24 protein-coding genes are annotated in these 26,821 nt (G+C 32.3%); 14 read left to right on the top strand and 10 right to left on the bottom strand.

The window, feature by feature from the left end:
- Positions 1-636: 636 nt before the first annotated feature.
- The 6 genes from thrS to Q0663_RS03350 all read left to right on the top strand — a co-directional run bounded on the left by thrS (position 637) and on the right by Q0663_RS03350 (position 5,728).
- Entirely contained in the window at positions 637-2,583 is a 1,947-nt protein-coding gene (thrS, locus tag Q0663_RS03375; protein WP_299006293.1) for a threonine--tRNA ligase, read from the top strand.
- Between the two features lie 74 nt (positions 2,584-2,657).
- The gene (gene infC, locus Q0663_RS03370) at positions 2,658-3,176 is read left to right on the top strand and encodes a translation initiation factor IF-3 (RefSeq protein ID WP_299006337.1); all 519 of its coding nucleotides are present in this window, start codon (positions 2,658-2,660) and stop codon (positions 3,174-3,176) included.
- 46 nt (positions 3,177-3,222) lie between these two features.
- Positions 3,223-3,420 carry a 50S ribosomal protein L35 gene (rpmI, locus tag Q0663_RS03365; protein WP_099215431.1) on the top strand — a complete coding sequence of 66 codons (198 nt, stop codon included), beginning with the start codon at positions 3,223-3,225 and terminating at the stop codon, positions 3,418-3,420.
- Between the two features lie 93 nt (positions 3,421-3,513).
- Positions 3,514-3,858 (top strand): 50S ribosomal protein L20, encoded by a 345-nt coding sequence (gene rplT / locus Q0663_RS03360; protein ID WP_028891166.1) that lies wholly within the window; start codon positions 3,514-3,516, stop codon positions 3,856-3,858.
- Positions 3,859-3,955: 97 nt separating this feature from the next.
- Positions 3,956-4,540 (top strand): hypothetical protein, encoded by a 585-nt coding sequence (locus tag Q0663_RS03355; RefSeq protein WP_299006290.1) that lies wholly within the window; start codon positions 3,956-3,958, stop codon positions 4,538-4,540.
- Positions 4,541-4,687: 147 nt separating this feature from the next.
- Positions 4,688-5,728 carry a hypothetical protein gene (locus tag Q0663_RS03350; RefSeq protein WP_299006286.1) on the top strand — a complete coding sequence of 347 codons (1,041 nt, stop codon included), beginning with the start codon at positions 4,688-4,690 and terminating at the stop codon, positions 5,726-5,728.
- A gap of 122 nt (positions 5,729-5,850) precedes the next feature.
- Here Q0663_RS03350 and Q0663_RS03345 read toward each other — a convergent pair whose 3' ends face one another.
- Entirely contained in the window at positions 5,851-7,527 is a 1,677-nt protein-coding gene (locus Q0663_RS03345) for a formate--tetrahydrofolate ligase (protein ID WP_299006283.1), read from the bottom strand.
- A 207-nt stretch (positions 7,528-7,734) separates the two neighbouring features.
- Between Q0663_RS03345 and secDF the strand changes: the two genes are divergently transcribed.
- From secDF to Q0663_RS03325, 4 genes are all read left to right on the top strand, one after another.
- Positions 7,735-10,713, top strand: a complete 2,979-nt coding sequence (gene secDF / locus Q0663_RS03340; protein WP_299006281.1) for a protein translocase subunit SecDF — start codon at positions 7,735-7,737, stop codon at positions 10,711-10,713.
- An 87-nt stretch (positions 10,714-10,800) separates the two neighbouring features.
- Positions 10,801-11,919, top strand: coding sequence for an adenylate kinase (locus tag Q0663_RS03335; RefSeq protein WP_299006278.1), 1,119 nt, complete (start codon positions 10,801-10,803; stop codon positions 11,917-11,919).
- Positions 11,920-12,129: 210 nt separating this feature from the next.
- Positions 12,130-13,119 carry a GTPase ObgE gene (gene obgE, locus Q0663_RS03330; protein ID WP_299006276.1) on the top strand — a complete coding sequence of 330 codons (990 nt, stop codon included), beginning with the start codon at positions 12,130-12,132 and terminating at the stop codon, positions 13,117-13,119.
- Between the two features lie 257 nt (positions 13,120-13,376).
- Positions 13,377-13,751 (top strand): hypothetical protein, encoded by a 375-nt coding sequence (locus Q0663_RS03325; RefSeq protein ID WP_299006274.1) that lies wholly within the window; start codon positions 13,377-13,379, stop codon positions 13,749-13,751.
- Positions 13,752-13,802: 51 nt separating this feature from the next.
- On the opposite strand, the gene Q0663_RS03320 is transcribed toward Q0663_RS03325, so the two are convergent.
- The 4 genes from Q0663_RS03320 to surE are packed head-to-tail and all read right to left on the bottom strand — an operon-like array spanning position 13,803 to position 16,529.
- Complete coding sequence (locus Q0663_RS03320) at positions 13,803-14,312, bottom strand: C40 family peptidase (protein ID WP_299006272.1); 510 nt, start codon at positions 14,310-14,312, stop codon at positions 13,803-13,805.
- Between the two features lie 49 nt (positions 14,313-14,361).
- A complete protein-coding gene (gene lpxB / locus Q0663_RS03315) occupies positions 14,362-15,474 on the bottom strand; it encodes a lipid-A-disaccharide synthase (RefSeq protein ID WP_299006269.1) in 1,113 nt (370 codons plus the stop codon).
- A gap of 9 nt (positions 15,475-15,483) precedes the next feature.
- Entirely contained in the window at positions 15,484-15,771 is a 288-nt protein-coding gene (locus Q0663_RS03310; protein ID WP_299006267.1) for a hypothetical protein, read from the bottom strand.
- Positions 15,759-16,529 carry a 5'/3'-nucleotidase SurE gene (gene surE / locus Q0663_RS03305; RefSeq protein ID WP_120185539.1) on the bottom strand — a complete coding sequence of 257 codons (771 nt, stop codon included), beginning with the start codon at positions 16,527-16,529 and terminating at the stop codon, positions 15,759-15,761. Before surE ends, Q0663_RS03310 begins: the two co-directional genes overlap by 13 nt.
- A 381-nt stretch (positions 16,530-16,910) precedes the next feature.
- Here surE and Q0663_RS03300 point away from each other — a divergent pair, with 381 nt between their 5' ends.
- Together Q0663_RS03300 and Q0663_RS03295 are read left to right on the top strand one after the other, a co-directional pair.
- Positions 16,911-19,031: a carboxy terminal-processing peptidase gene (locus Q0663_RS03300; RefSeq protein ID WP_299006262.1), complete on the top strand. Its 2,121-nt coding sequence runs from the start codon at positions 16,911-16,913 to the stop codon at positions 19,029-19,031.
- 46 nt (positions 19,032-19,077) lie between these two features.
- Positions 19,078-19,692, top strand: a complete 615-nt coding sequence (locus tag Q0663_RS03295; protein ID WP_299006260.1) for a hypothetical protein — start codon at positions 19,078-19,080, stop codon at positions 19,690-19,692.
- Here Q0663_RS03295 and Q0663_RS03290 read toward each other — a convergent pair.
- Positions 19,687-20,481 (bottom strand): DUF2797 domain-containing protein, encoded by a 795-nt coding sequence (locus Q0663_RS03290; RefSeq protein WP_299006257.1) that lies wholly within the window; start codon positions 20,479-20,481, stop codon positions 19,687-19,689. The genes Q0663_RS03295 and Q0663_RS03290 overlap by 6 nt on opposite strands.
- Before the next feature lie 66 nt (positions 20,482-20,547).
- On the opposite strand from Q0663_RS03290, the gene Q0663_RS03285 reads away from it, so the two are divergent.
- On the top strand, positions 20,548-22,056 hold the full coding sequence (locus tag Q0663_RS03285; protein WP_299006253.1) for a GH3 auxin-responsive promoter family protein: 1,509 nt from the start codon (positions 20,548-20,550) through the stop codon (positions 22,054-22,056).
- A gap of 2 nt (positions 22,057-22,058) precedes the next feature.
- On the opposite strand, the gene Q0663_RS03280 is transcribed toward Q0663_RS03285, so the two are convergent.
- The 4 genes from Q0663_RS03280 to Q0663_RS03265 form a co-directional block, all read right to left on the bottom strand.
- Complete coding sequence (locus Q0663_RS03280) at positions 22,059-22,529, bottom strand: hypothetical protein (protein WP_299006251.1); 471 nt, start codon at positions 22,527-22,529, stop codon at positions 22,059-22,061.
- 36 nt (positions 22,530-22,565) lie between these two features.
- Positions 22,566-23,819 (bottom strand): tetratricopeptide repeat protein, encoded by a 1,254-nt coding sequence (locus Q0663_RS03275; protein WP_299006249.1) that lies wholly within the window; start codon positions 23,817-23,819, stop codon positions 22,566-22,568.
- A gap of 51 nt (positions 23,820-23,870) precedes the next feature.
- Positions 23,871-25,397, bottom strand: coding sequence for a M56 family metallopeptidase (locus Q0663_RS03270; protein ID WP_299006247.1), 1,527 nt, complete (start codon positions 25,395-25,397; stop codon positions 23,871-23,873).
- A gap of 89 nt (positions 25,398-25,486) precedes the next feature.
- A complete protein-coding gene (locus tag Q0663_RS03265) occupies positions 25,487-25,852 on the bottom strand; it encodes a BlaI/MecI/CopY family transcriptional regulator (RefSeq protein WP_299006245.1) in 366 nt (121 codons plus the stop codon).
- A 121-nt stretch (positions 25,853-25,973) separates the two neighbouring features.
- Between Q0663_RS03265 and Q0663_RS03260 the strand changes: the two genes are divergently transcribed.
- Positions 25,974-26,474 (top strand): DUF456 domain-containing protein, encoded by a 501-nt coding sequence (locus tag Q0663_RS03260; RefSeq protein ID WP_299006243.1) that lies wholly within the window; start codon positions 25,974-25,976, stop codon positions 26,472-26,474.
- The last annotated feature ends 347 nt before the right edge of the window (positions 26,475-26,821 follow it).

Raw genomic sequence — 26,821 nt, 5'->3', positions numbered from 1 at the left:
CCAAAATTTCTGTGATCGTGTCGCTTTGTAAAAGCGGATGCAAAACTACAAACTGTTTTTAATTTGACAAAACTTTTTTTGAAGTTTTTTTCGTTTGTTTTGCTACACTATTTTAATGAACTGTTTCCCTAAAAATCGGACTGCAAAGATACTCACTTTATTTTTTAATAAACAAGAAAAATTTAAACTATTTTTTAACCTTTTCTTTAAATATCTTAAACCTATTTCTATGAACTTTGCTAACTTCTAAAAACTTGCGTTTTTTCCTTAGCGGGTGCAAATATAGATACCTTTTTCCATTTAACAACCTCTTTTCTCCCCTTTTTTTATAACTTATTTTTAATGCATTATTATATAATTAGTTACGTTCGGAAGTTTTTTATAATATAGCTCTCTCCTACCTTTGTTTATTATATTTATTACTATTTTAATATTTCTAACATGGGAGTACACAACAAAAAGCCTTTTAAATAGTGTGTTTAACTTTAACTACAATCAATGATTAAGCATAATAAATGGAGATGAGACCTGTTTTTGAAATACCTTATATATATATTGTTTACAAAATGCTTTTACAATATCTTTGCGATTCAAAATTTCCACTTGTAAGGAAATTATACATAACATATATATATAATGATTAAGATTACATTACCTGACGGGAGCGTCAAAGAATTTGAAAACAACAGCACTCCAATGGATGTTGCTAAAAGTATTAGTGAAGGTTTAGCTAGAAATGTTATTTCTGCAAGTTTTGAAGGAGACACCATTGAAACCACCACCCCACTTACCACAGACGGCTCGTTAGTTTTATATACCTTTAATGACGCAGCAGGAAAGAAAGCTTTTTGGCATTCCTCTGCTCACGTATTAGCACAAGCTATTCAAGATTTTTATCCAAATGCAAAATTAACTATTGGACCTGCTATTGAGAATGGTTTTTATTATGATGTTGATTTTGGAGAAGATACTATTTCTGAAAAAGACTTTGATAAAATAGAAAAGAAATTTTTAGAGCGTGCTCGGGAAAAAGCTGAGTTTAAAATGCGCTCTATTTCTAAAGCTGATGCTTTAGCCTACTATAAAGCACAAAACAACCAATATAAGGTAGAACTTATTGAAGGTTTAGAAGATGGTGATATTACTTTTTGTGATCACAGTGATTTTACTGACTTATGCCGTGGAGGACATATTCCGAACACAGGAATTATTAAAGCAGTAAAAATTATGAATGTTGCTGGTGCTTATTGGCGCGGTGACGAAAAGAACAACCAGTTAACTCGTGTCTATGGAATTTCTTTCCCTAAACAAAAAGAGTTAAAACAATATTTAGAATTACTTGAAGAAGCTAAAAAGCGTGATCACAGAAAACTTGGTAAGGAGTTAGAACTTTTTACTTTTTCTCAAAAAGTAGGACAAGGTTTACCATTATGGTTACCTAAAGGTGCTGCTTTACGTAATCGCTTAGAAGATTTCTTAAAAGCTGCTCAAAAGAAAGCAGGGTACGAAATGGTTATGACTCCACATATTGGTCAGAAAGAGTTATATGTTACTTCTGGTCACTATGCGAAGTATGGTGAAGATAGTTTTCAACCAATTACTACTCCAAAAGAAGATGAGGAGTTTTTATTAAAACCGATGAACTGTCCGCATCACTGTGAGGTATACAACCACAAACCTTATTCATATAAAGATTTACCAAAACGCTTTGCTGAGTTTGGTACTGTATATAGATATGAACAAAGTGGAGAATTACATGGTTTAACTCGTGTACGTGGGTTTACTCAAGATGATGCACATATTTTCTGTACTCCTGAACAATTAGATGAAGAATTCAAAAATGTAATTGACCTTGTGTTATATGTATTCGGATCATTAGGTTTTGAAGATTTTACTGCTCAGGTATCTATTAGAGATATGGAGAATCTTGATAAGTATATTGGTTCGGTTGAAAACTGGGAAAAAGCTGAGCAAGCAATTATCAATGCAGCGAAAGATAAAGGCTTAGATTATGTAGTTGAAGAAGGTGAAGCTGCTTTTTATGGTCCCAAGTTAGACTTTATGGTAAAAGATGCTTTAGGTAGAAGTTGGCAATTAGGTACTATTCAAGTCGATTACAACCTACCTGAACGTTTTGATTTACATTACAAAGGTGCTGACAATCAATTACACCGCCCAGTAATGATTCACCGTGCACCATTTGGTTCTATGGAGCGTTTTATTGCTGTTTTATTGGAGCACACAGGTGGTAATTTCCCTCTTTGGCTAACCCCAGAGCAAGTTATTGTACTGCCAATCAGCGAGAAATATCAAAAATATACCGAAAAAGTTTTAACTTTGTTAGAAAATTCCGAAATTCGCGCCCTCGTTGATAACCGTAACGAGAAGACAGGAAGAAAGATACGTGATGCCGAAGTTAGCAAAATACCTTTTATGGTTATTGTTGGTGAACAAGAAGAAAAAGATGGCACAGTATCTGTAAGAAAACATGGTGAAGGTGATTTAGGAACATTTACTATAGAGGAGTTTATTTCTCTAATACAGAAAGAAGTTAGTAAGACATTAGTTCCTTTTGGTAGTTAAAAAAATAGATAGTAATTTAAAATTTATAAGTCATAGCAATTAGAAGAAAAGGCGGTAGAAGACCCGCGAGAGTAATTAAAGAAGATCAACATAGAATTAATGAAAAGATTAGACATGTTGATGAAGTTCGTCTTGTAGGCGATAACGTGGAAGTAGGTGTATATCCATTAGCTAAAGCTAAAGAGATTGCACGAGAGTTAGAATTAGATTTAGTTGAAATTTCACCTAAAGCTGTTCCTCCTGTTTGTAAAGTTATTGATTACAAAAAGTTCTTATATGAGCAAAAGAAACGTGAAAAAGCTTTAAAGGCTAAAGCTACTAAAGTTACCGTTAAGGAAATTCGTTTTGGACCTCAGACTGACGAACATGATTACGAGTTTAAAAAGAAGCATGCTATTAAATTCTTACAAGACGGAGCTAAATTAAAAGCTTTTGTATTCTTCAAAGGGCGTTCTATTGTATTTAAAGAACAAGGACAAATTTTACTATTAAAATTAGCTCAAGAATTAGAAGAATACGGTAAGGTAGAGCAAATGCCAAAATTAGAAGGAAAACGTATGATTATGTTTATTGCGCCTAAAAAGACAAAATAAACAAATCTTAACAATAATATAAGCAAGATAAAACTAAAGATCAAAGATGCCTAAAATTAAAACAAAATCTAGTGCCAAAAAACGTTTCAAGTTAACTGGTTCTGGAAAAATCAAAAGAAAGCACGCGTTTAAAAGCCACATTTTAACAAAGAAGTCTAAAAAACGTAAGCTTGCATTAACTCATTCGACTTTAGTACACAAGTCAGATGAAGCAAACATTAAGCAGCAATTAGTTTTAAAATAATTGTTAGCAAAGGGAATTTAATTATTAACCATGGAGTTAGGCTCGTTTAAGAACTTTTAAATAAGTCGCCTACTACAAAAACACATTTGAATTATGCCAAGATCAGTAAATTCAGTAGCTTCAAGAAATAGAAGAAAGAAAATCTTGAAGCAAGCAAAAGGTTACTTTGGACGTCGTAAAAACGTTTACACAGTAGCAAAGAATGCGGTTGAAAAAGGAATGCTTTATGCATACCGTGACCGTAAAAACAATAAGAGAAACTTCCGTTCATTATGGATTCAACGTATTAACGCTGGAGCTCGTCAGTTCGGAATGTCTTACTCACAGTTTATGGGTAAAGTTAAAGCTAATAACATCGAGTTAAACCGTAAGGTTTTAGCTGATTTAGCTATGAACAACCCAGAAGCTTTTAAGGCCATTGTAGAGAAAGTAAAATAAGTTTCATAACCTTGCTTATACTAAAAACCCAAACCTAAACGTTTGGGTTTTTTTAAACCATCTTATTATTCATCAATTGAAATAAAATACCAATCCTATGAAATTTTACAAAATAGCATTCATCTTTATTTTCACTCAAAGTATTATTGCTCAAGAAAATCTTTCTGAGCAACCAAACACTGTTGAAAACCAGTTTAATAAACTTTATAAAAAATCCAATAATTACCAGATTTATAAAGTTATAAAAAAGAATGAATACTTAAGACTTCAAAAAAGTATATTAGACAGCATAAAAGCTATTAAAACAGATGCTGCTGCTAAACAAGTTAAAATAAACGAACAACAAAAAAGTATTACTGAGCTACAAACAAAAATTAATACTTTAAATACAGATTTAACTACTTCTATTAGCAAAGAGGATGCTATTTCTTTTGTCGGTATTCCTTTAGATAAAGCAACTTACAATACCATTGTATGGGGTATTATTTTTGCACTATTAGCAGGGTTAGCTTTCTTTATTTATAAGTTTAACAATAGCAATGTAATTACTAAAGAAACCAAAACTTTATTAACTGAAACCGAAGAAGAGTTTGAACAATATAAAAGAAAATCTATAGAAAAAGAGCAAAAGCTACGTAGGCAACTACAAGATGAAATAAATAAACAACGTGGTGTAAATTAACCACATATTTCTTAACATAAAAAGCAATCCTAATAAGGCTACTTCTGTAACCAAAGGTTTGCTTTTTGTTTTTAGCTCTTAATTTTTTTAGATAATTTTGTTTTTATAAATAAGCTATTTGAAATTGTTACACCTAACAAAGAATGAATGAAAAAGATTTTAACGCTATTATTTATTTTTACTTTACTAAACGTATTGGGTCAAACCAATTACGAAATCAAAGGTTTTTCATCAAAATATAAAGGACTGTTGACCATTGAAAAAGGTTATGAAAATGAAATTTTTAAAAAAGGAAGTATTACCGTTTACGAATCTAAAACAAATACAAAAATTATAGAAATACACTCTGATGAATTAACTTTTGAGTTAGAAACCATAGGGATTGTTAAAACAAACATTTTAGAACTTCCTTACGGAGAACAGAGTATTTTAATATATAAAGACTTCAATTTTGATGGTATTAAAGACTTAGCTGTCATGGATGGGCAATTTAGCTGTTACCACGGACCGTCTTTTAGAATATATCTCGAAATTAACAACAAACTAACATTTAGCCCTGAATTTACTCGATTAGCACAAGAATATTGTGGTATGTTTCAAACGAATGACAAAACAAAAACCATCCACACTATCACAAAAAGTGGCTGTTGCTGGCACCAATATTCAACTTTTAAAGTAGCTAACAATATACCAACTCCTACTCTAATTATAGAAGAAAGTGCAGGAAATGCTCCTTTTTATTCGACTACTACAACAGAATGGAGCGGAAATAAAAAAGGCTCAAAAACTATTAAAACACTAGATTTAGAACATGATGGTCTTTCTGAAATATTATCATTCAATCTTATTAAAAACCAAAAGCAGGTTGTTTTATTTAGCTTGAATGGATTAGCTCTTAATTACGCTTTGATAAAGCCTGATGGGGCTGTGGAGTTCTCATTCCCTATTGAATTGATGGGAGGAGATTACAATTTCAAACTTAATAAAACAGAAAATACACTGACCTTTAAAAACAAAGGTGCTATTTATCAAATTTACCAAACTAGTAAAGAAGGTAAAATTAATAGCATCGGAATATTTGTTACGGTAAATGGTAAGAAGTACGACTTAAAAGGAGATTTAAACTCTATAGAAGGAAGTCTAGAAGCTCTAAAAAACATAAAACTAAACAATCTTATCACTGAATAGATTCTAATTTTAAACAAAAAAATCCCGAGTTTATCACTCGGGATTTTTTTATTAATAACGGTTTCAACCTATCTTAACCACAATATTTACTTCTACTTAAAAAGCGCTATCTGATTGTATATTTATGATAATCCTGAGATTACACCTTTGTTATCAATTTTCATATTTTCTGAAGCAGGAATTTCAGGTAACCCAGGCATACGCATCATTTTTCCTAAAATTGGAATTATAAACTGTGCTCCTGCTGCTATTTCTATTTCTCTAACATTTACTGTAAACCCCTCTGGTCTTCCAATTAACTTATCATTATCTGAAAATGACTTTTGAGTTTTTGCCATACAAACAGCAAAGTCATTAAACCCTAAACGATCAATTCTTCGCAAGTTTAACTCAGCTTTTTTATCATAGGTTACAGCATCTGCTCCATAAATTTCTTTGGCAATCTTTTCTATTTTTTCTTTTACAGGACTTTTCCAATCGTACAAGGGTTTGTATTGGCTAGCTTTGTTTTCAACTACATCAACAACAGCCCCAGCTAATTTTTTAGTTCCTTCACCTCCTTTTGCCCATCCTTCTGAAACAACTGCTTGTACACCTAAACTAGCACAAGCATCAATCACATAATTAACTTCTTCCTCAGTATCTGAAATAAAAGAATTGATGGCTACTACAGGCTCAATATTAAACTTTCTAATGTTTTCAATATGCTTTTCTAGATTTTTAAACCCATTCTGCACACGTTCTAAACTTGGGGTATTGTATTCTTCTTTTGGCGAGCCTCCGTGATGACGTAACGCTCTAATCGTAGCAACTAACACAACGCATTTAGGATTTAACCCCGCATATTGTGATTTAATGTTCAAGAATTTTTCAGCTCCTAAATCTGCTCCAAAACCTGCTTCTGTTACTACATAGTTTGACAATGACAATCCCATTTTAGTAGCAATAATTGTATTCGTTCCTTGGGCAATATTTGCAAAAGGTCCTCCATGAATTATCGCTGGATTTTCCTCTAACGTTTGTACCAAGTTAGGCTTGATAGCATCTTTTAATAAAATAGCCATAGCGTCTTGCGCTTTTAGGTCACGTGCAAAAACTGGCTTTTTATCAAAAGTGAACCCAATAAAAATACTCCCTAAGCGTTCTTTTAAATCATCAAAAGAAGTTGCCATACAAAGAATAGCCATTACTTCTGATGCTGGGGTAATATTGAAACCATCTTCACGAGGTATTCCGTTTGCTGTTCCTCCTAAACCAATGGTGATTTGACGTAACGAACGATCGTTCATATCAATTACACGCTTCCATAAAATGGTTCGTGGATCTATATTTAAATTTTTAGTTCTACTTTGTAAGTTGTTATCTATTAATGCTGATAGTAAATTGTTAGCTTTCTCAATTGCATTAAAGTCTCCTGTGAAATGTAAGTTAATATCTTCCATTGGAACAACTTGCGAATATCCGCCTCCAGCTGCTCCTCCTTTTATTCCAAAAACAGGACCTAATGAAGGTTCTCTTAATACTACTGTAGCTTGCTTTCCTACTTTATTCAACCCCTCTGTTAAACCTATAGAAACAGTAGTTTTTCCTTCTCCAGCCGGTGTTGGTGTTAATGCTGTTACCAACACCAAGTTATTCTCTTTTATTTTTTCTTCGTTAATTAAATCAAGTGGCAACTTAGCTTTGTATTTACCATACACTTCTAAGTCATCTTCACTTACTTTTAATTTACTGGCTATGTGCTTAATATGTTGTAATTCTTTTGCTTGAGCAATCTCGATATCAGTTAAGTGCGCCATGGCAAATTGTTTAAATTTTAAGTTATTTGTTTATTGTAAAAAGTAGTTAAAGATACGCAATATAATCCCTACAAAAACTGACTTTTGTTAGCATTTATTCCCAAATAATTACCTTATAACATAAATATGGTAAAAGAATTGGCTTTTATTTTAATGAAACGCTATATTTGCACGTTTTTAAAATAAAGTCGATTTAAATTATTTACAATGCAAAACAAAGGATTAATTAAATTATTTGCTATACTTTTTGGTTTAGTAAGTATTTATCAATTATCGTTCTCGTTTTTTGCCAACAAGGTAGAAGACAGTGCGAAACAGTATGCGAAGGCTAATGTTAGTGATAACAATGGAAGAGCTTTGGCTAGATATGAACGAAAATACTTAGATAGCGTAGCTAACAAAGAGATAGTAAACTTAGGATTTGCAAAGTACTCATACAACGATCTTAGAAACAAGGAAATGAACCTTGGTCTTGATTTAAAAGGGGGTATTAATGCAATTTTACAGGTATCAGTAAAAGATATCTTAATCGGATTATCTAACGATTCTCAAAACACAACTTTTAAGCAAGCATTAAAAAATGCTGATGAAGCTCAAAAGAACAGTCAAGCGAATTACTTAGATTTATTCTACAAGGAGTTCGAAAAATTAAGCAACGGTAACGTTAAATTAAGCGACCCAAGCATTTTTGGAACGAAAGCTTTACGTGATAAAATAGACTTCAATAAAACTAACGAGCAGGTTAAATCGACTTTACAAGAAGAAATAAACACTTCTATCAACACTGCTTTTGAAGTATTACGTAGCCGTATTGACAAATTCGGTGTTGTACAGCCAAACATTCAACGTATTGGTAACTCTGGTAGAATTCAAGTAGAATTACCAGGAGCAAAAGATATTGATCGTGCTCAAAAATTATTACAAAGTACTGCTGAATTGCAATTTTGGGAAGTACACACCAATGCTGATGTACAAAACTTTTTCTTTACTGCGAACGCTAAAGTTGCTGAATTATTAAAAGATGATTCTGCTACAAAAGAAGTTAAAGATACTACTAAAACAGCTGATAATATTGATGATTTACTAGGAGAATCTGCTGATTCAACAAATGTTGAAACTCAAAAAAACTTATTCACTTACCTATATCCTAATGTAGCTCAAAGCCCACAACAAGTAAGCCCTTTAGTTGCACAAGCTAGAGTTCAGGATACTGCAAAAGTTAACAGCTTTTTACATAACAAAGAAGTAAGAGCGTTGTTACCTACCAACTTAAGATACACCAAGTTTTTATGGGATTATAAAGCAAATCCTGGTGCTGATGGTAGTGAACTCATAAACTTATACGCTATTAAATCTAACAGAAAGGATAAAGCCCCTATTGATGGTGATGTTATTGCCGATGCAAAGCAAGAATACGACCAAATGAGCAAGCCTGTAGTATCTATGCTAATGAATGCTTCAGGAACAAAACAATGGGCTAAAATGACAGCTGAAAACGTAGGTAAATTCGTTGCTGTTGTTTTAGATAATTACGTATACACAGCACCTAGTGTAAACCAAGTAATTTCTGGAGGTAGTACACAAATTTCTGGAGGCTCTATGACCGTTACAGAAGCACAAGATATTGCTACTGTATTAAAAGCTGGTAAATTACCTGCTCCTGCTCGTATTATTCAAGCAGAAGTTGTAGGACCATCTTTAGGTAAAGAATCTATCGATGCAAGTATGTGGTCATTTGGTTTAGCTATTATTTTAGTTTTAGTTTGGATGTTCTTATACTACGGAAGAGCTGGTTTATTCGCTAACGTTGCTTTAGTTGTAAACATCTTATTCATCTTCGGAATTTTAGCATCGTTCAACTCTGTATTAACCCTACCAGGTATTGCGGGTATTATCTTAACCATTGGTATGTCGGTTGATGCAAACGTAATTATCTTTGAAAGAATTAAAGAGGCATTAAACGGAGGTAAAAACTTAGGTGACTCTGTAGACGAAGGTTTTAGTATTAAAGGTGCATTATCAGCAATTATTGATGCCAACATTACAACCTTATTAACAGGGGTAATCTTATATACTTTTGGAACAGGGCCAATTAAAGGATTCGCTTTAACGTTAATGATTGGTATTGCAACTTCTTTATTTACTGCTGTATTTATTACTCGTTTATTTATTGACGGAGCAGTTGCTAAAGGAACTAGTTTACCTTTCAATACTGGACTCTCTAAAAACTGGTTTAAAAATATCTCTATCGAGTTTTTACAAAAACGTAAAATCGCTTATATCATTTCAGGTTTCTTTATCACTGTTGGTTTAGTTTCTATTTTTACTGTAGGGTTAAAGCAAGGGGTTGACTTCAAAGGAGGTCGTTCTTACGTAGTTCGTTTTGACGAAGCTATGAAAGGTAACGAGGTAGCTGAAGAATTAAAAGCTGTTTTTGGTACTGCTCCTGAAGTTAAAACTTACGGATCTGACCATCAGTTAAAAATTACTACTGCCTTTAAAATTGACGAAGAAGGAACTGAAGTTGATGAAGAAGTACAATCTGCTTTATACAACGGATTAAAGCCTCACTTAGGAAATACTTCATATGAAGATTTCAAACCTGGTTTTGAAAAAGCAGGAAACGGAATTATGAGTTATATGAAAGTAGAACCTACAATTGCCGATGATATTAAGCAAGCTGCTTTATGGGCGGTATTAGGATCGTTAATCGTAGTGTTCTTATATATCTTATTACGTTTTAGAAAAATGGCGTATTCTATCGGTGCGGTAGTTGCTGTTTTCCACGATGTATTAGTAGTATTAGGTGTATTCTCTTTACTATACAAATTCATGCCATTTGATATGGAAATTGGTCAGTCGTTCATCGCTGCTATCTTAACAGTAGTAGGATACTCATTAAACGATACCGTGGTAATTTTTGATAGAATTAGAGAGTTTACTGAAGGTAAAAACTCAGTTACTGCTAACTTAGTAAACAAAGCATTATGTAGTACTTTAGGAAGAACTATCAACACCTCTTTAACAACATTATTAGTAATGTTAGCTATCTTCTTCTTTGGAGGAGACAGTATTAAAGGATTCATGTTCGCATTAATCGTAGGTGTAGTAGTAGGTACTTACTCTTCTTTATTCGTTGCAACACCAATTATGTTCGACGTTTCTAAGAAAGAAGAAAACAAATAAGCGCTACTTAAACATATATAAAACCGTTTTGAAGTTTATTCAAAACGGTTTTTTCATTTAATATCAAGAAACTATCTTTGCATTCTGATGAAAATTACAAAACTTCACGATTTATATTTTAAAGAGTTCATTTCAACAAATGAAATTTCTAGCATTGTTGCTTCTTTAGCTAAGCAAGTTAAAAATGATTTACCTAAAGACGAGGTTCCTGTTTTTATAGGAATTTTAAATGGTTGCTTTGTTTTTACTGCCGATTTTTTACGTCAATACAAAGGTGATTGTGAAATAAGCTTTGTAAAACTATCTTCTTATGAAGGTACTAGTTCAACAGAAAATGTAAAAAGTTTAATAGGTCTTAACGAAGACTTGACAGGACGTACTGTTATCATTTTAGAAGATATTATTGATACCGGAACAACCCTTCAAGAAATCTACGAGATTTTTTCTACAAAAAATTTAAAAGAATTAAAAATAGTTACACTTTTTTACAAGCCAGATGTATATCGTAAAGAATTGCATATAGACTATATCGGAAAAGGTATTGAAGATAAGTTTATTGTTGGTTACGGCTTGGATTATAAAGGTATTGGTAGAAATTTACCAGCTATTTATCAATTAACAACACAACCCAAAATGAAAAACATCGTATTATTCGGTCCTCCAGGTGCAGGAAAAGGTACTCAAGCAGAAATTTTAAAAGAAAAATACAATTTAGTACATATTTCAACAGGAGACGTATTCCGATTTAATATTAAAAATCAAACTGAATTAGGGTTATTAGCAAAAACATATATTGATGCTGGTGATTTAGTTCCTGATGAAGTTACAATTAACATGCTAAAAGAAGAGGTTAATAAAAATGCTGATGTAGCAGGATTTATTTTTGATGGTTTTCCTCGTACCGAATCTCAAGCAGAAGCTTTAGATACATTTTTAGCTGAAAAAGGTGAGCGTATAAACGGAATGGTTGCTTTAGAAGTACCAGAAGATTTATTAGTTGAGCGTATTTTAGAAAGAGGAAAAACAAGCGGTCGTTCAGACGATATGGATGAAAGCAAAATCCGTAATCGTTTTAACGAATACAACACTAAAACAGCTGTTTTAAAAGATTTTTATCAAGCTCAAGGTAATTATTACGGAGTTGACGGTGTGGGGTCTATCGAAGACATTACACAACGTTTATCAGACGTATTTGATACATTATAAAACTTGTTAAGTTGTTGAATCTTTTAATTTACATGTCAGTTCGAGTGATTTTTCTGACCTAAGGAAGAAAAACTGTATCGAGAACTACTTTAAAATTCTTATTCTCGATACAAATTTTACTCTTTTCAATCGTAAAATTCACTCGAATTGACAGAATTGTTGAAATACACAACTAAACGATTCAACAATTAAACAACAAAAAACAAAACAATGACTGAAGGAAATTTTGTCGACTATATAAAAATCTACGCATCATCTGGTAAAGGTGGTCGTGGATCTGCTCACTTACATCGCGAAAAGTATATCACCAAAGGTGGTCCTGATGGTGGTGATGGTGGTCGTGGTGGACACGTAATTTTACGTGGCGATAAAAATATGTGGACACTTTTCCATTTAAAATTTAAACGTCATTTTAGAGCTGAACATGGTGGTGATGGTAGTGCTAGTCGTAGTACAGGTCATGATGGTACCGATGTGATAATTCCTGTTCCATTAGGAACTATTATCCGTGATGCTGATACTGACGAAATTTTACATGAAGTTATTGAGGACGGACAAGAAATCATTTTATTAGAAGGTGGTAAAGGTGGTCGTGGTAACTGGCATTTTAAGTCATCTACAAACCAAACTCCTCGTTATGCACAGCCAGGTATTGACGGACAAGAAGGGTGGTATCGTATTGAGTTAAAAGTTTTAGCCGATGTTGGTTTGGTTGGTTTCCCTAATGCAGGAAAATCAACGTTATTATCAGTAATTACCGCCGCCAAACCGAAAATCGCTGATTATGCATTTACAACCCTAAAACCTAATTTGGGTATTGTGGAATATCGTAATCATCAAAGTTTTGTAATGGCAGATATTCCTGGGATTATTGAAGGAGCTGCTGAAGGAAAAGGTTTAGGGCATCACTTTTTACGTCATATAGAACGTAACTCTACCCTACTCTTTTTAATTCCTGCTGATAGCGAGGATATAAAAAAGGAGTATGAAATTTTATTGAATGAGCTTCGCAAACACAATCCTGAATTATTGGATAAAGATCGTTTGTTAGCTATATCAAAATCAGATATGCTAGACGACGAATTAAAAGAAGAAATTAAACAAGAATTACCAGAAGGCATTGAAGCGTTATTTATTTCATCTGTAGCTCAACAAGGCTTAATGGAGCTCAAGGATAAATTGTGGCAAATGTTGAATTAATTCATCTTTACAAATAAAATTTAAAAAAGCAATCTCAGTGAGGTTGCTTTTTTGTTTGATTCTTAATTTTAAACTATTAACTCCGCTATAGATGGATATAAGTCGTTAAAACCAACTTATATCTTTAATTACTTTGTGTGCAATTAAAAAACAACTATGAAAAATTTATTATTATTTAGCCGTTTGTTTCTGTATTTAAGCCATATTTTGGATTCACAAATTGTTTAGACGAATCCGATAATACTGAAAAGGATTTCATGACCTACATATTCTCTTCTCATCAAAAAGAAAATTATGTAATTGAAGATGATGAATTAGGGTTTGAATCATTTATAGATTTAGAAGATTTATTGAAATATGAAAACCAAAAATCATATGTAAAAAATTTTGACTTAATGCCTATAAGTTTTCATAGTCATGGAGGATCTTTATTTGTTGGAATGAAACAAGATAATCTTGACAAAATTTACTATGCTATTGATTCCTATGAATTCAAGTGTTTAGCTGATAATATTTTTGAATTATTAAGTAAACTCAAAATAGTAACTGTAAATTATGATTTTGAAAAATTAGACACAAATAGATTATATAAAAACTGGAATGAAAGTTTTTGGAGACAAAAAAGCTCATAACAATATAAAACGCAATTACGGCAGATTCGGATGTAGTTTATTTTTTTAAAGTTACAACACCCTTTTAGCTTCAATAAAAGCACGTTTCCAGTAATTTTCATGTAGTGACGTTACAATAACACCTCTCGAAGTAGTAGAGTGAATAAATCGAACATCTCCATTATTTACAGAAGTTACTAATCCCACATGATTTATAGATCCTCTTCTTCCTTTTGTTTTAAAAAACAATAAATCACCCCGTTGTACTTCTCGCAATGCAATTCTCTTTCCTTGTCTATACATTTCGCGAGAACTTCTAGCAATTGGCATATCTCTTTGTTTAAACGACGTAAAGATTAATCCAGAGCAATCCATTCCTTTTTTTGTCATTCCACCAAAGCGGTATGGTACTCCCTTATAGGTAACTGCTGTCCAAATAATTTTATCGGCTACAGTTACTTCTTCTGCTGTTATATTATCGTTAAAGTTTGTATTTGCCTTTTCAACCTGTTTAGGAGTAATCGTTGACGCTGTTTTTTGGTAAGCCCCACTTACATTTTTTGATGATCCACAAGAAATCATGAAAAACGACAGTGTACATAGAAAGAGGATTTTTTTAATCATAGGTGTTTTATTTTTTTACTCCATCAACAATTAATTTTGCTGCTTTAGCTGAGGCTCCTTTACCTCCTAATTTTTGCTCTAAGTCAAAGTACGATAAAAATAATTGCTGACGATGTTCTGCTTCAAGAATACGCTCTAACTCATACTTTAAGTTTTCTTTCGTAAAATCATTTTGAATCAATTCTTTTACCACTTCTCTATCCATAATCAAATTGACTAGTGATATATAACTTAAGGTAATAATTCGTTTTGCTATTTGGTACGATATATTGCTTCCTTTATAACACACTACCTGCGGAACTTTAAATAACGCTGCTTCTAAAGTTGCGGTTCCTGATGCTACCAAAGCGGCATGCGAAACACTTAATAAATCGTAGGTTTTATTATTGATGAATTTCACATTTGCAGCTCCAATAATTTCTTGATAAAACTCATACGACTGACTCGGAGCACCCGCCACCACAAATTGATACTTAGGAAAATCATCTACCAACGATAACATTACCGATAGCATTTTGGTTATTTCCTGTTTTCTACTTCCTGGTAATAATGCTATAATTTCTTTATAGCCTAAATCGTGTTCTTTTCTAAATTCTTCAATCGACACCTGCTTTCTACCAGCAATTCCATCAATTAAAGGATGCCCTACAAAGTGCACATTATATCCGTACTTCTTGTAAAACTCTTTTTCAAACGGAAGAATCACAAACATTTCATCAATATCGCGTTTAATATCTTTTACTCTACCTGCTCTACTTGCCCAAACTTGCGGAGAAATATAATAATTAGTTCTAAAACCTTGTTGCTTTGCCCATTTAGCGATACGAAGGTTAAAACCAGAATTGTCTATAAAAATAAGTACATCAGGATTGAATTGAGCAATGTCTTTTTTACAGAAAGAAATCATACCTAAAATCTTACGTAAGTTCATCAACACCTCAACAAACCCCATAAAAGCACGCTCTTTGTAATGTTTTACCAACGTACCTCCTACTTCTTGCATCAAATCTCCACCCCAAAAACGAATCTCTGCTTCTGGGTCTTGTTTCAACAACGCCTTCATTAAGTTTGCTCCGTGTAAATCACCCGAAGCTTCTCCTACAAGAATGTAATACTTCATTTACTAAAATTAGAAAAATTTTAAAATTGCGGTTAATAACGCTACTGCAATGGTAGTTATCAACACTCCTCTTGCTCTATAATCTTGCTTCTTCTTTAAAAATACCCAAAACACAAATAAATTAGGTATTGCCGATAATGCTATTACTGACCCTAACATACCTCCTTCTTTTATTTTACTTAGTGTTTCAGATAAGTCTGATTGTGAAATGTATTGTAAATACACAAAAAAACCACATGCTGTTGCCAACAACGACACTAAAATCCCTATGGCTATTTCTTTCTTTATATGTCCCATGTATGTAATTTTTGAATTGCGTGATGCGCTGTCATATCAAACTGAACAGGCACTACAGAAATATAACCATTTTCTAACGCCCAAATATCGGTGTCTTGTCCTTTATCTCTGTTTACGAACTCTCCTGACAACCAATAATATTCCTTCCCAAACGGACTTTTACGCTTATCAAATGTTTCTTTCCAATATCCGTTTGCTTGTCTACAAATACGAACTCCTTTAATATCTTTCTCTTTTAACTTCGGAATATTTACATTTAAAATAACTCCATCAGGCAAGCCATTTAACAACACATTTAACGCTATTTTTTCTATAAACTTACGTGCAGCTCTAAAATCGGCATGCCAATCAAAATCTAACAATGAAAAACCGATGGCTGGAATTCCTTCAATACCTGCTTCAACCGCAGCACTCATCGTTCCTGAATAAATTACATTGATCGATGAATTAGATCCGTGGTTAATTCCAGAAACGCATAAATCAGGTGTACGATTTAATATTTCGTTCTTTGCCATTTTAACACAATCGGCTGGAGTACCAGAACAACTATATTCTATTTGCGGACCTTCATCTATAGTAATTGGATTACAATGCAACACATTATTCACCGTAATTGCGTGTCCCATTCCACTTTGCGGACTATCAGGAGCTACTACTACTACATCTCCTATTTTATTCATGATTTCAATCAACATTCGAATACCCGGAGCAGTAATTCCATCATCATTCGTAACCAAAATTAAAGGTCTGTCTTGCATAGTATCTAAGTTTTACAACAAATGTAACATAAAAAAAGGATTCTTTTTTTAACATTTTGTAAAGACAGATTGGTTGTATTTATGCGTAAAATTGTGGTAATCAAACACAAGCGTCATGATACGAATTATTGTTCACCTTACCGTTTTTATTATTTCGGCTTTTTGCGCTATTATTTCAATCTAACATAAGATATATTATCTAAGTATATTTAGAGAAATAGTAACATTACATGCTTAAATAGATCTAAAGGGTAAAATAAAGAATATGAAATTGGATTGCTGTTTTTATAAAAAGCAACAAAACTTAAAAAATTGGCATTATTTTAGTAGCTTAGCAACACAACTAAACTACTCAACACAAATTTAAAGACAGAAGGTTTTATGAAGACGAAGTTTTTTATCCCATTTTTAACAATCACATTATTGTTTTCGAACTCTGTTAGCTCGAACACACTTCCTAATAAGGATCCAGAAAAAGATAGAGTTATTATATACGTTTTAAAAAACATTTTAAGTCGTTACCATTATGTTCAAAAAGATTTAAATGATGATTTTTCTGAACACGTATATACTACTTTCATTGATGGCTTAGATCCAAGTAAACGCTATTTTACTCAAGAAGATTTAAAAGAATTTTCTCAATATAAATATCAAATAGATAATCAACTAAGAGAATCTAATATTGATTTTTACAAACTAGTTTATAGTCGTTTTCTTGAAAAAATGGAATCAGGAAAAGCAAATTATCGCGCTTTATTAAAACAACCTTTTAACTACAAAAAAAATGAGGTAATTGATATTGATTACGATAAGATTCCGTTTGCTAAAAACGAAACTGAATTAACCGACTATTGGAGAAAACAATTAAAATTATCTATTTTAAGTAATATCGAAGATGCTGAAGCGCAACAAAACGAAAAAGCAAAAAAAGATAAAAACTTCAAAAAGAAATCTTTTAAAGAGTTAGAAGTTGAAGCTAGAAAAAAAGTATTAAAAAACATGAACGATTTGTACATGCGTATTGGAGAATTGGAAAACTCTGACTGGTACTCTACTTTCTTGAATAGTGTTGTAAGTGGTTTTGACCCACATACAACTTACATGTCTCCTAGAATTAAAACACGTTTCGATCAAGAAATGTCTGGTAAACTTGAAGGTATTGGCGCTCGTTTACAGAAAAAAGGAATTTACACCCACATTGTTGAATTAATTTCTGGAGGCCCAGCATGGAAACAAGGTGAGTTAGAAACTGATGACATCATTTTAAAAGTAGCTCAAGGAAACGAAGAGCCTGTAGATATCGTAGGAATGCGTTTAGATGATGCTATTAAATTTATCAAAGGTAAAAAAGGAACTGAGGTACGTTTAACCGTTAAGAAAAAAATTGATGGTTCTATTAAAATTATTCCAATTATTAGAGACGTTGTAGAACTTGAAGAAACTTTTGTAAAATCAAGTATTGTTGAAAAAAACGGTAAAAAATATGGAATTATAAATCTTCCGAGATTTTATATTGATTTCAACGACTTAAGCAGAAGAGATGCTGCAAAAGACATGGAGCAAGAAATTGAGCGTTTAAAGAAAGAAAATGTTGAAGGTTTAATCGTTGACTTACGTGATAACGGAGGTGGTTCGTTAAAAACAGCAATTGAAATTGGTGGTTTATTCATTAACAAGGGACCAATTGTTCAAGTAAAATATCGTGGTGAAGATCCTTTAGTAAAAGTTGATACTGACCCAAAAATTCAATGGGAAGGACCTTTGGTAGTAATGGTAAATGAATTCTCTGCTTCTGCTTCAGAAATTTTTGCTGCAGCAATGCAAGATTATAAACGTGGAGTTATTATTGGTGGTAAACAAACTTACGGTAAAGGAACCGTACAAAACGTATTACCTATCAATCGTTTTTATGAGCAATATCCTGATGACTTAGGAGCTTTAAAAATGACCATTCAAAAGTTTTATAGAATCAACGGTGGCTCTACACAAATTGAAGGTGTTTACTCTGATATTTCATTACCTAGTAGATACAGTTATATGGACTTTGGCGAACGTGATTTAGAAGGAGCTTTACCATGGGATAAAGTAAAGCAAGCTAAGTATACAACTACCAATACCTATAGTAACTTTGCTGATGTTGTATACAACAGTAAGCAACGTGTAATGAGTGATGAAAAGTTTAATAAAATAAACGAGTACGCTAAGTGGTTAAAGAAAAACCAAGACGAAAGAGTATACTCATTAAATTACGATACTTTTAAAAAGGAAAGTGAAGCTAAGGTTAAAGAAGGTGAACAATATAAAGATATCTTCAAGTTCGATTCTCATTTAACGTTTAAATCACCCAAATACGAATTAAACTTATTTAAAAAAGACACTGTTTTAGAGGAAAAACGTGTTGCTTGGCATAAAAACTTACAAAAAGACATTTACATCAATGAAGCGCTAAACGTACTAAGCGAATTAAAAATGAACAACAACCATGTTGCTATAAAAAATTAAAAAACGGGGATATCCCCGTTTTTTTTATCTCATTATTTTATTTCCTATGCTAAAAAATACTTTTCTAGGTTTAGCCGCTAATTATTCTGATGACAAAGTACTGCACCTAACTCTTTGGGAAGAGGTTGTTAAAAACCACACTGACAAAAAACGATACTATCACACTTTAGTTCATCTTGAAAATTTACTTTTTCAATTATCTCAAGTGAAAACAGAAATTAGCTCTTGGAATACTATTTTATTTACACTTTTCTATCACGATGTAATCTACAATTCCCTTAAAAGTAACAATGAAGAAAAGAGTACTGAATTCGCTATAGAAAGAATGCAACTACTCTCTGTACCTAAAGAAATTATTAAAAGGTGTGAAAATCAAATTTTAGCTACCAAACATCATAAAGTATCAGAAGATACTGATACCAATTATTTTACCGATGCTGACTTATCTATTTTAGGCTCAAATTGGGAAACATACGAGCAATACTATAAAAATGTGCGAAAAGAGTACGCTGTGTATCCCAACTTAGTTTACAATTCTGGTCGAAAAAAAGCACTGAAACATTTTTTAACCATGGATAATATATTTAAAACTGAATACTTCCATCAAAAATTTGAAAAAGCTGCTCGTGAAAATATTCAACGAGAAATCGATTTACTATAGCAACTCAATCTTCACAACTAACCCTTCATTAGAGCGAACATTAAAAACTGTTTCGTCTTCAAAAATTAGGTATTGTCCTTTTATTCCAACCAACTTACCTGTGTAGTTTTCATCTTTCTCTAAGTTTAAACTCTTAGGCTTTTTTGGATATTTCTCTACAGGAAATTGAATATTTGTTTCCGTATTCGTAGCTATATAATATTCTTTTGCTTCTTCAGGAATAAACTCTTGTAAGCGCTCTCTCCACTCCACTAAATTTTCATCCTTAATGTCGTTTTTCAGCATCGTTCTCCAATTGGTCTTATCTGCTACGTGTTCTTTTAAAGCAACTTCTGTTATTCCTGCTAAATATCGATTTGGCACCTCAACTATTTCAATAGCTTCATGTGCTCCTTGATCAATCCAACGAGTTGGTACTTGTTGTTTTCTCGTTACTCCAACTTTTACATTGCTTGAATTTGCCAAGTACACAATATGTGGTTGCAACTGCACTTTTTTCTCATACTCTAAGTCTCTATCTTCTTCTCCTAGGTGCGCTTTACTCAATTCAGGGCGCATAATCCAATCACCAGCAGTAGGTATTTCAAAAAAACAACTCTTACAAAAACCTTGACGGTAAATTTTCTTTTCTAAATGACAGTTTAAACACTCATAAGTAACAAAGCTTAAAGACATTTCTCTGTTCAATAACTGATTCATATTCAAATAACCAGATGGCATCTCCAAATAATACTGAACAGTCGTTAGGTTCTCGGTAGGCATTTTTTTTAAAACTCCTTGGTATTGCATGTCTTAAATTTTATTACTTTTAGCTTCACAAACTTACAGTAAAAAAATTGAATTAATAGTTAATCTATGACGTTTCCATTTATAAATTCAATCATCTCTTGGTTCTTAAAAAAGCGTAAACATCAAGTAGAGTTGTTTTTAAAGTATCCTATTGATGTTCAAAACGAGCTACTACTAAAGCTTGTAACTGCTGCTAAAAACACTGAATTTGGGAAACAACAAAACTTTTCTTCAATTAAAAGTTATACTGACTTTGCCAACAACGTTCCCATTCAACGTTATGAAAGTATTGAACCACTTATTGAGCGTTGTAGAAAAGGAGAGCAAAATTTATTTTGGCCTACACCTATACGTTGGTTTGCAAAATCTAGCGGTACTACCAACGCAAAAAGTAAGTTTATTCCTGTAAGTGATGAAGCTATTGAATATTGCCATTTTAAGGCAGGAAAAGACATGTTGTGCCTGTATATTAACAACAACGAAGATGCTAAGTTATTTACAGGAAAAGGACTTCGCTTAGGCGGAAGCTCTGCTGTATATGAAGACAATAACTCTTATTTCGGAGATCTTTCTGCTATTATTATTGAAAACATGCCTTTTTGGGCAGATTTCAGCTCTGCGCCTAAACAAGAAACAGCATTGATGAGCGAATGGGAAACGAAAATGGAAGCCATTATCAACGAAACCATTCACGAAAACATTACCAGTTTGGTTGGAGTTCCTTCTTGGATGCTAGTTTTACTAAACAAAGTTTTAGAAAAAACTGGAAAGGATAACATCTTAGAGGTTTGGCCTAATTTAGAAGTGTACTTTCACGGAGGAATCAACTTTAACCCATATCGTGAACAGTACAAAAAATTGATTCCGAAAGACGATTTTAAATACTATGAAACCTACAACGCCTCTGAAGGGTTCTTCGCTATTCAAGACCGAAACAATTCTGAAGAAATGTTATTGATGTTAGATTACGGAATTTTCTACGAGTTCATTCCTATGGATCAATACGATGGTGAAAACTCCAACGCAATTCCTCTTTACGAAGTAAAGAAAGATGTTAACTATGCTGTTGTAATAACTACCAATGGTGGTTTATGGCGTTATTTAATTGGAGATACGGTTAAATTTACCTCAACCGATCCTTATCGTATAAAAATTACTGGACGTACCAAACATCATATCAACGTTTTTGGAGAGGAATTAATTATTGAAAATGCCGAAGAAGCATTAAAAGCTGCCAGTGATAAAACCAATAGTGAAATAAAAGAATATACAGTTGGCCCTGTTTTTATGAACGGAAAAGAAAATGGAGCACATGAATGGATTATAGAGTTTGAAAAGCCTCCTAAAAATCTTGCCTTCTTTACTGAAATGCTAGATAACGCTCTAAAAAATTGTAACTCTGACTACGAGGCTAAACGTTATAACAATATGACCTTGGCAATGCCAAAAGTGCATCAAGCTCGTAAAGGTTTATTTTACGATTGGATGAAAGAAAAAGGGAAATTAGGTGGTCAACACAAAGTTCCGAGATTATCTAACGAACGTAGTTTTGTAGAAGAGTTGTTAAAACTCTAAGCTTATTTTGTTTGAATTTTTAACGGCAAGTGATATTGCGTAACTACAGGAATACCTCTTTTTGTTGCTGGTTGTATTTGTGGCAACTTTTCAATAGCCGATTTTATAAGATTTTCTAATTCTGGAAGCTCTTCGGTAATTGTTTCTGAAGCTGTAATATTTTTCAGCCTACATTTTCCTTCTGCATCGATTAGCACATCGATTACTACCTCTTCGTCTATTCCTATATCTGTTACAAACTGATGTTCTTGTAAGCTGTTAGCAACCCTTGTATGAATTTCTTCTCTAAAACAATTCGCTTTTGCTGCATCTAAAAGGTTTTTACACTTACTAAAAGCAGGCGAAACATCTACTCTGGTAAAATCTACAATCGTATCGACAGCTTGTAACTTATCTGTTTTAGAGTACGAAAAAAAATCACAAGAAGTAGCTAACAAAATCGAAATTAAAAAGATTAGGCAACGAGAATTCATCTTATTGATTTTAAGATGAATATACAAAATTAAATACTATTGTAAAATCTCTCCTTGTAAGAAATAGTACTTTTTAATTTCTTTTATTCTTTCTTTTGCATATTTGGTTAAAACTGAATCTTTTTGTTCAAAACGATTTACGTAATTTTTGTAATATTTATAAGCTATTCGTTTATCCTTATAATAATCTTCACTAGTTTTAGCTAGTTGGTACAAGGCTTTATAATTTTTTCTATTCTCTTCAAAAGCTCTTTTATAAGACTTTACCTCTTCTTTTGGATTTCCTAATTTTTCGTACACTCTAGCTAATTGATAGTACTCAACATCTCGAGGCTCTTTACCCGCAAAAGTTGCCACCATATAATCTAGTTGGGCTTTATAAAACTTTTTCTTTTCAAAATTGATGTCTCCTAAATAGGTATACGCTTTAAAATCTGATCTATCAATTCTTATAGCTTTATTAAAGTACTTTTTTGCTTCGTCATATTTCTTTAAATTAAAATAACAACGCCCTAGCATTTTCTGTGTGTAATGTTCGTTGGGCGCTATAGTATCTATTCTTTGTAAATATTGAATGGCTTCAGTAAACTTCTCTTCTCTATATAAATTATTAATTTTCAACTTATTTAAGTTCATATGATTTGGGTTCACTACCAAACCTTTATTTATAAAAATGTTTGCTGAATCTTTATCTCTTAATGAAGTGTAGGCTAATGCTAAGTGGTGAATAGACTTGATATGAGTTGTATCATTTTTATAAGCTTCTAAAAAACTATTTATTTTTAGATTTCTTTTTTTTAACATTCCATAAGCAACTCCCAATCGGTAATAATAATTTGCATTTGTACTATCCTGTTTAATGATATTTTTAAAAGTATCAATTGCTTTTGCAGGTTCCTTGGTTTGTGTATACAATTTCCCTAATTGATACTTAATGAGTAAATTTTCGGCATCCTCATTTACAATTCCTTCATAAATTTCAATTGCCTTTTCTAGTTTTTTCTCTTTTTGATACGATTTTCCCAGCTTTACTCTTGTAATGTAATCATCTTTCAACTCCAATGCTTTTTCGTAATATTTTGAAGCTTGTTTATGGTTATCTATCGAAGCATAAATAGCTGCTATTTTTGAAGTTGATTGAAAAGTAGTATCCAACTCATATAACTTTGTTAATGCTGTTTGATAGCGTCCTTTATTTAGTAAACTATCAATAGTTTGAAAAGCCGAAACTTGCGCTTCGACTTTTATAATTCCTACTACAAAAACAATAAGTAAAATTTTATTTTTCACGTTTCTATTTTTGGTATTGCTCATTGGTTAACTGTGACCAAGATACTTATTTTATTTCACCTCAAAAGTAATTGGTAAGGTATATCCTACTCGTACTTTCTCTCCTCTATACTCACCTGGTTTCATTTGAGGCAATTTTTGTGCCAATTCTTCAGCATAATGTTTTAATGTTGGATGCGGAGCTCTTCCTCTTACATCAATTACTTTACCTTCTTTACCTATTTTAAATTGCACATAAATTCGTTTTTTTCCAGCGGAAAGTCCAAGGTCTTTAGTTATTGACATATCAAAATTATCTTGCACAAACTTGCTTACACTTTTATGAAAACAGTCTTTATCTCCTTCTGCACATCCAGGAAAAGTTGGAGCTTTATCTAGCATAGCAAAAGGAATGTCTTCTCCCTCTATTGTGTTTCCTTTATTAGATTTAATTTTTTTAAGTGAAACACTCATATCCATAAATAAAACTTTACGAGCTTTATTCTCAAACCCTTCATAAACTTTTAAGTCTATGTCTTGACCTTTTTCTTTAAACCTATTTACAACATCATTGTATTCAGACAACTCTAAACTCGTTAGATCTTTTAATTGCACTTCTTTTGTTTTAGGTTCTTCTACGCCCATATACACATCCATATAAGATTGCTTTGATTCAAAAATTCGCTTATTAATTCCTGACTCATCTAAATACATAACTGAATTTTCTTTTTGCTGCTCAACATTACTTGTTTGACCTGAACATGCCGTATATAAAACCATACTTCCTAAAAGCGGAATTAGCAGCAAATACTTTAGCTGTTTTACTTTTTTTGATTGTGTTTTTGTCATCATAATAATTCGTTTTTTGATTAATGAATGTTTATAAAATTGATTAATGAATGAAATATGCTCGACCTGAAAAATATCAGCGAGTAAATGGTTGATATAATTTTCTTTTTTGTCAGATTTACTTGCTACAGCATCTGAAATATATTCATGAACTAACGATATACGATTCTGATACACATACACCATAGGATTAAACCACATAACTATTTTCAAAAACTCAAAAAACAACAAATCTAATGTGTGTTTCTGTTCGCTATGCACTAACTCATGTTGAATGATTTTTTCTTGTTTTGCTTGCGGAATTTCATTACCTAAAAAGATGTAATTAAAAAATGAAAATGCCTTGGTTTCCCTCGGAAGTAATATCAGTTTATAGTTTCCTTTTCGGGTAGCTCCGTATTGTAAAACTAATTGAATAATGCGTTCTAACTTCACTAAAAACACCACTAAAAATAGTACGCACCCACTCCAAAACAACACATCTAAATAAGTAATGGACTGATACCAAGCTGCTTTTTCAATGACTTTTTGAGGCGATAACACTACCTCTGGCAATAAAATATAATACTCTTGCGGCACTACTTTTTGAACTGTCGAAATTTTAAACAAAGGCAATACAAATGAAAGTACCGCTGTACCTAACAAATACCATCGGTTTTTAGTGAAAAATGTTTCTTTGCTTAAAAAGAAATCGTACACTGCTACAAAAAGCACCTGAAACAGTATAACTTGTATGGTGTAATTAATCATGATGTTTTATTTTTATGTCACTTCGAGTGATTCCGATAATAAATCGGAATTCTATCGAGAAACCTCTTTGTATATTATTGAAAATGACACTATTTTTTATGTTTATTCACTTCTTTTAAAATGCTTTCTAGCTCTTGAATATCCATTTTGTTTTCTTTCATAAAAAAGGAAACCATACTCTTAAATGAACCTCCAAAATAACCATCCATAAGCTTATGTAGGCTTTCATTGCTGTACTCCGATTTTTCTATCAACGGATAATATTCATATCCTCTACCCTTTGGCTTATGCCCTACAAACTCTTTAGTTTCTAAAATCCTGATGATTGTTGAAACCGTATTGTAGGCGGGTTTGGGTTCGGGTAACTCTTCGATTACTTCTTTTACCGAAGCTATTTTTAGCTCCCATAACACCTGCATTATTTGTTCTTCTGCTTTGGTTAATTGTTTACTCATAACACTTTAAATGAAATATTTCCGATACAAATATAACTAAAAAATTAGTTTAAACTAATTTTTTAGTTAGTAAAAATGTAACAAAGCTTCCGTATCTTCGTCTTATCAATAAAAAAAGTTAATGGATATATTTTTAGTTATACTTGGGTTTGTATTTGCTTGTTTAGGAATTGTTGGTTCTTTTCTACCAATATTACCAGGCCCTATTACTAGCTGGGTAGGTTTGTTATTATTACACTTAACGAGTGTCGTTCCTCAAAACTGGACATTCTTAGGAATCACCTTAGCAATTGCTTTGATTATCTTCATTCTTGATTATTTTATTCCTGCTATGGGAACGAAACGTTTTGGCGGTACAAAATATGGAGTATATGGTACTACTATCGGTTTAATTATTGGATTACTCTCCCCTATTCCTTTTGGAATTTTAATAGGTGCTTTTGTTGGTGCCTTAGTTGGTGAATTAATTTATGATAGCAAAGACACTAACAGAGCAATTAAAGCTTCTTTTGGTGCCTTTTTAGGTTTTTTAGCTTCTGCAACCATTAAGTTTTCAATTTCTATGGTATTCTTAGTGCTGTTTTTTGTTAAATTCTGGGAATATAAAGCCGCTTTCTTCTAGAAAAGAACTTCTTCTATGTTTCAATTCTAACTAATAACTCTAAGATTTCTCTCTTCGGTCGAAATGACTATTCTCATAATTAACTATTTAGCCCCGATTGAAGCATTTGTTTGAGCTCCTCGAAGATAGCAAGTGCGGAAAGCGGGAAATAGCTTCAAAACAAACGTAAATAAAGCGCAAAAAAAAAGCAACCCATCTAAGGGAAGCTTTCCATTGGTTAACAAAACCATGATACTATTTAAAGTATCTAACAACACAACTAAATGCTGTCCTTTTAAAATTAGACAGCCTGCAAATATACATTCTTTTTAGAAACTCACAAATAAAAAATAACTTTTTTTATAAAA

The sequence above is a fragment of the uncultured Tenacibaculum sp. genome, assembly GCF_947504135.1.
Taxonomy (GTDB): Bacteria; Bacteroidota; Bacteroidia; order Flavobacteriales; family Flavobacteriaceae; genus Polaribacter.
The sequence above is the reverse complement of the archived record's forward strand: the minus strand, read 5'-3'. Positions and strand labels throughout refer to the sequence as shown.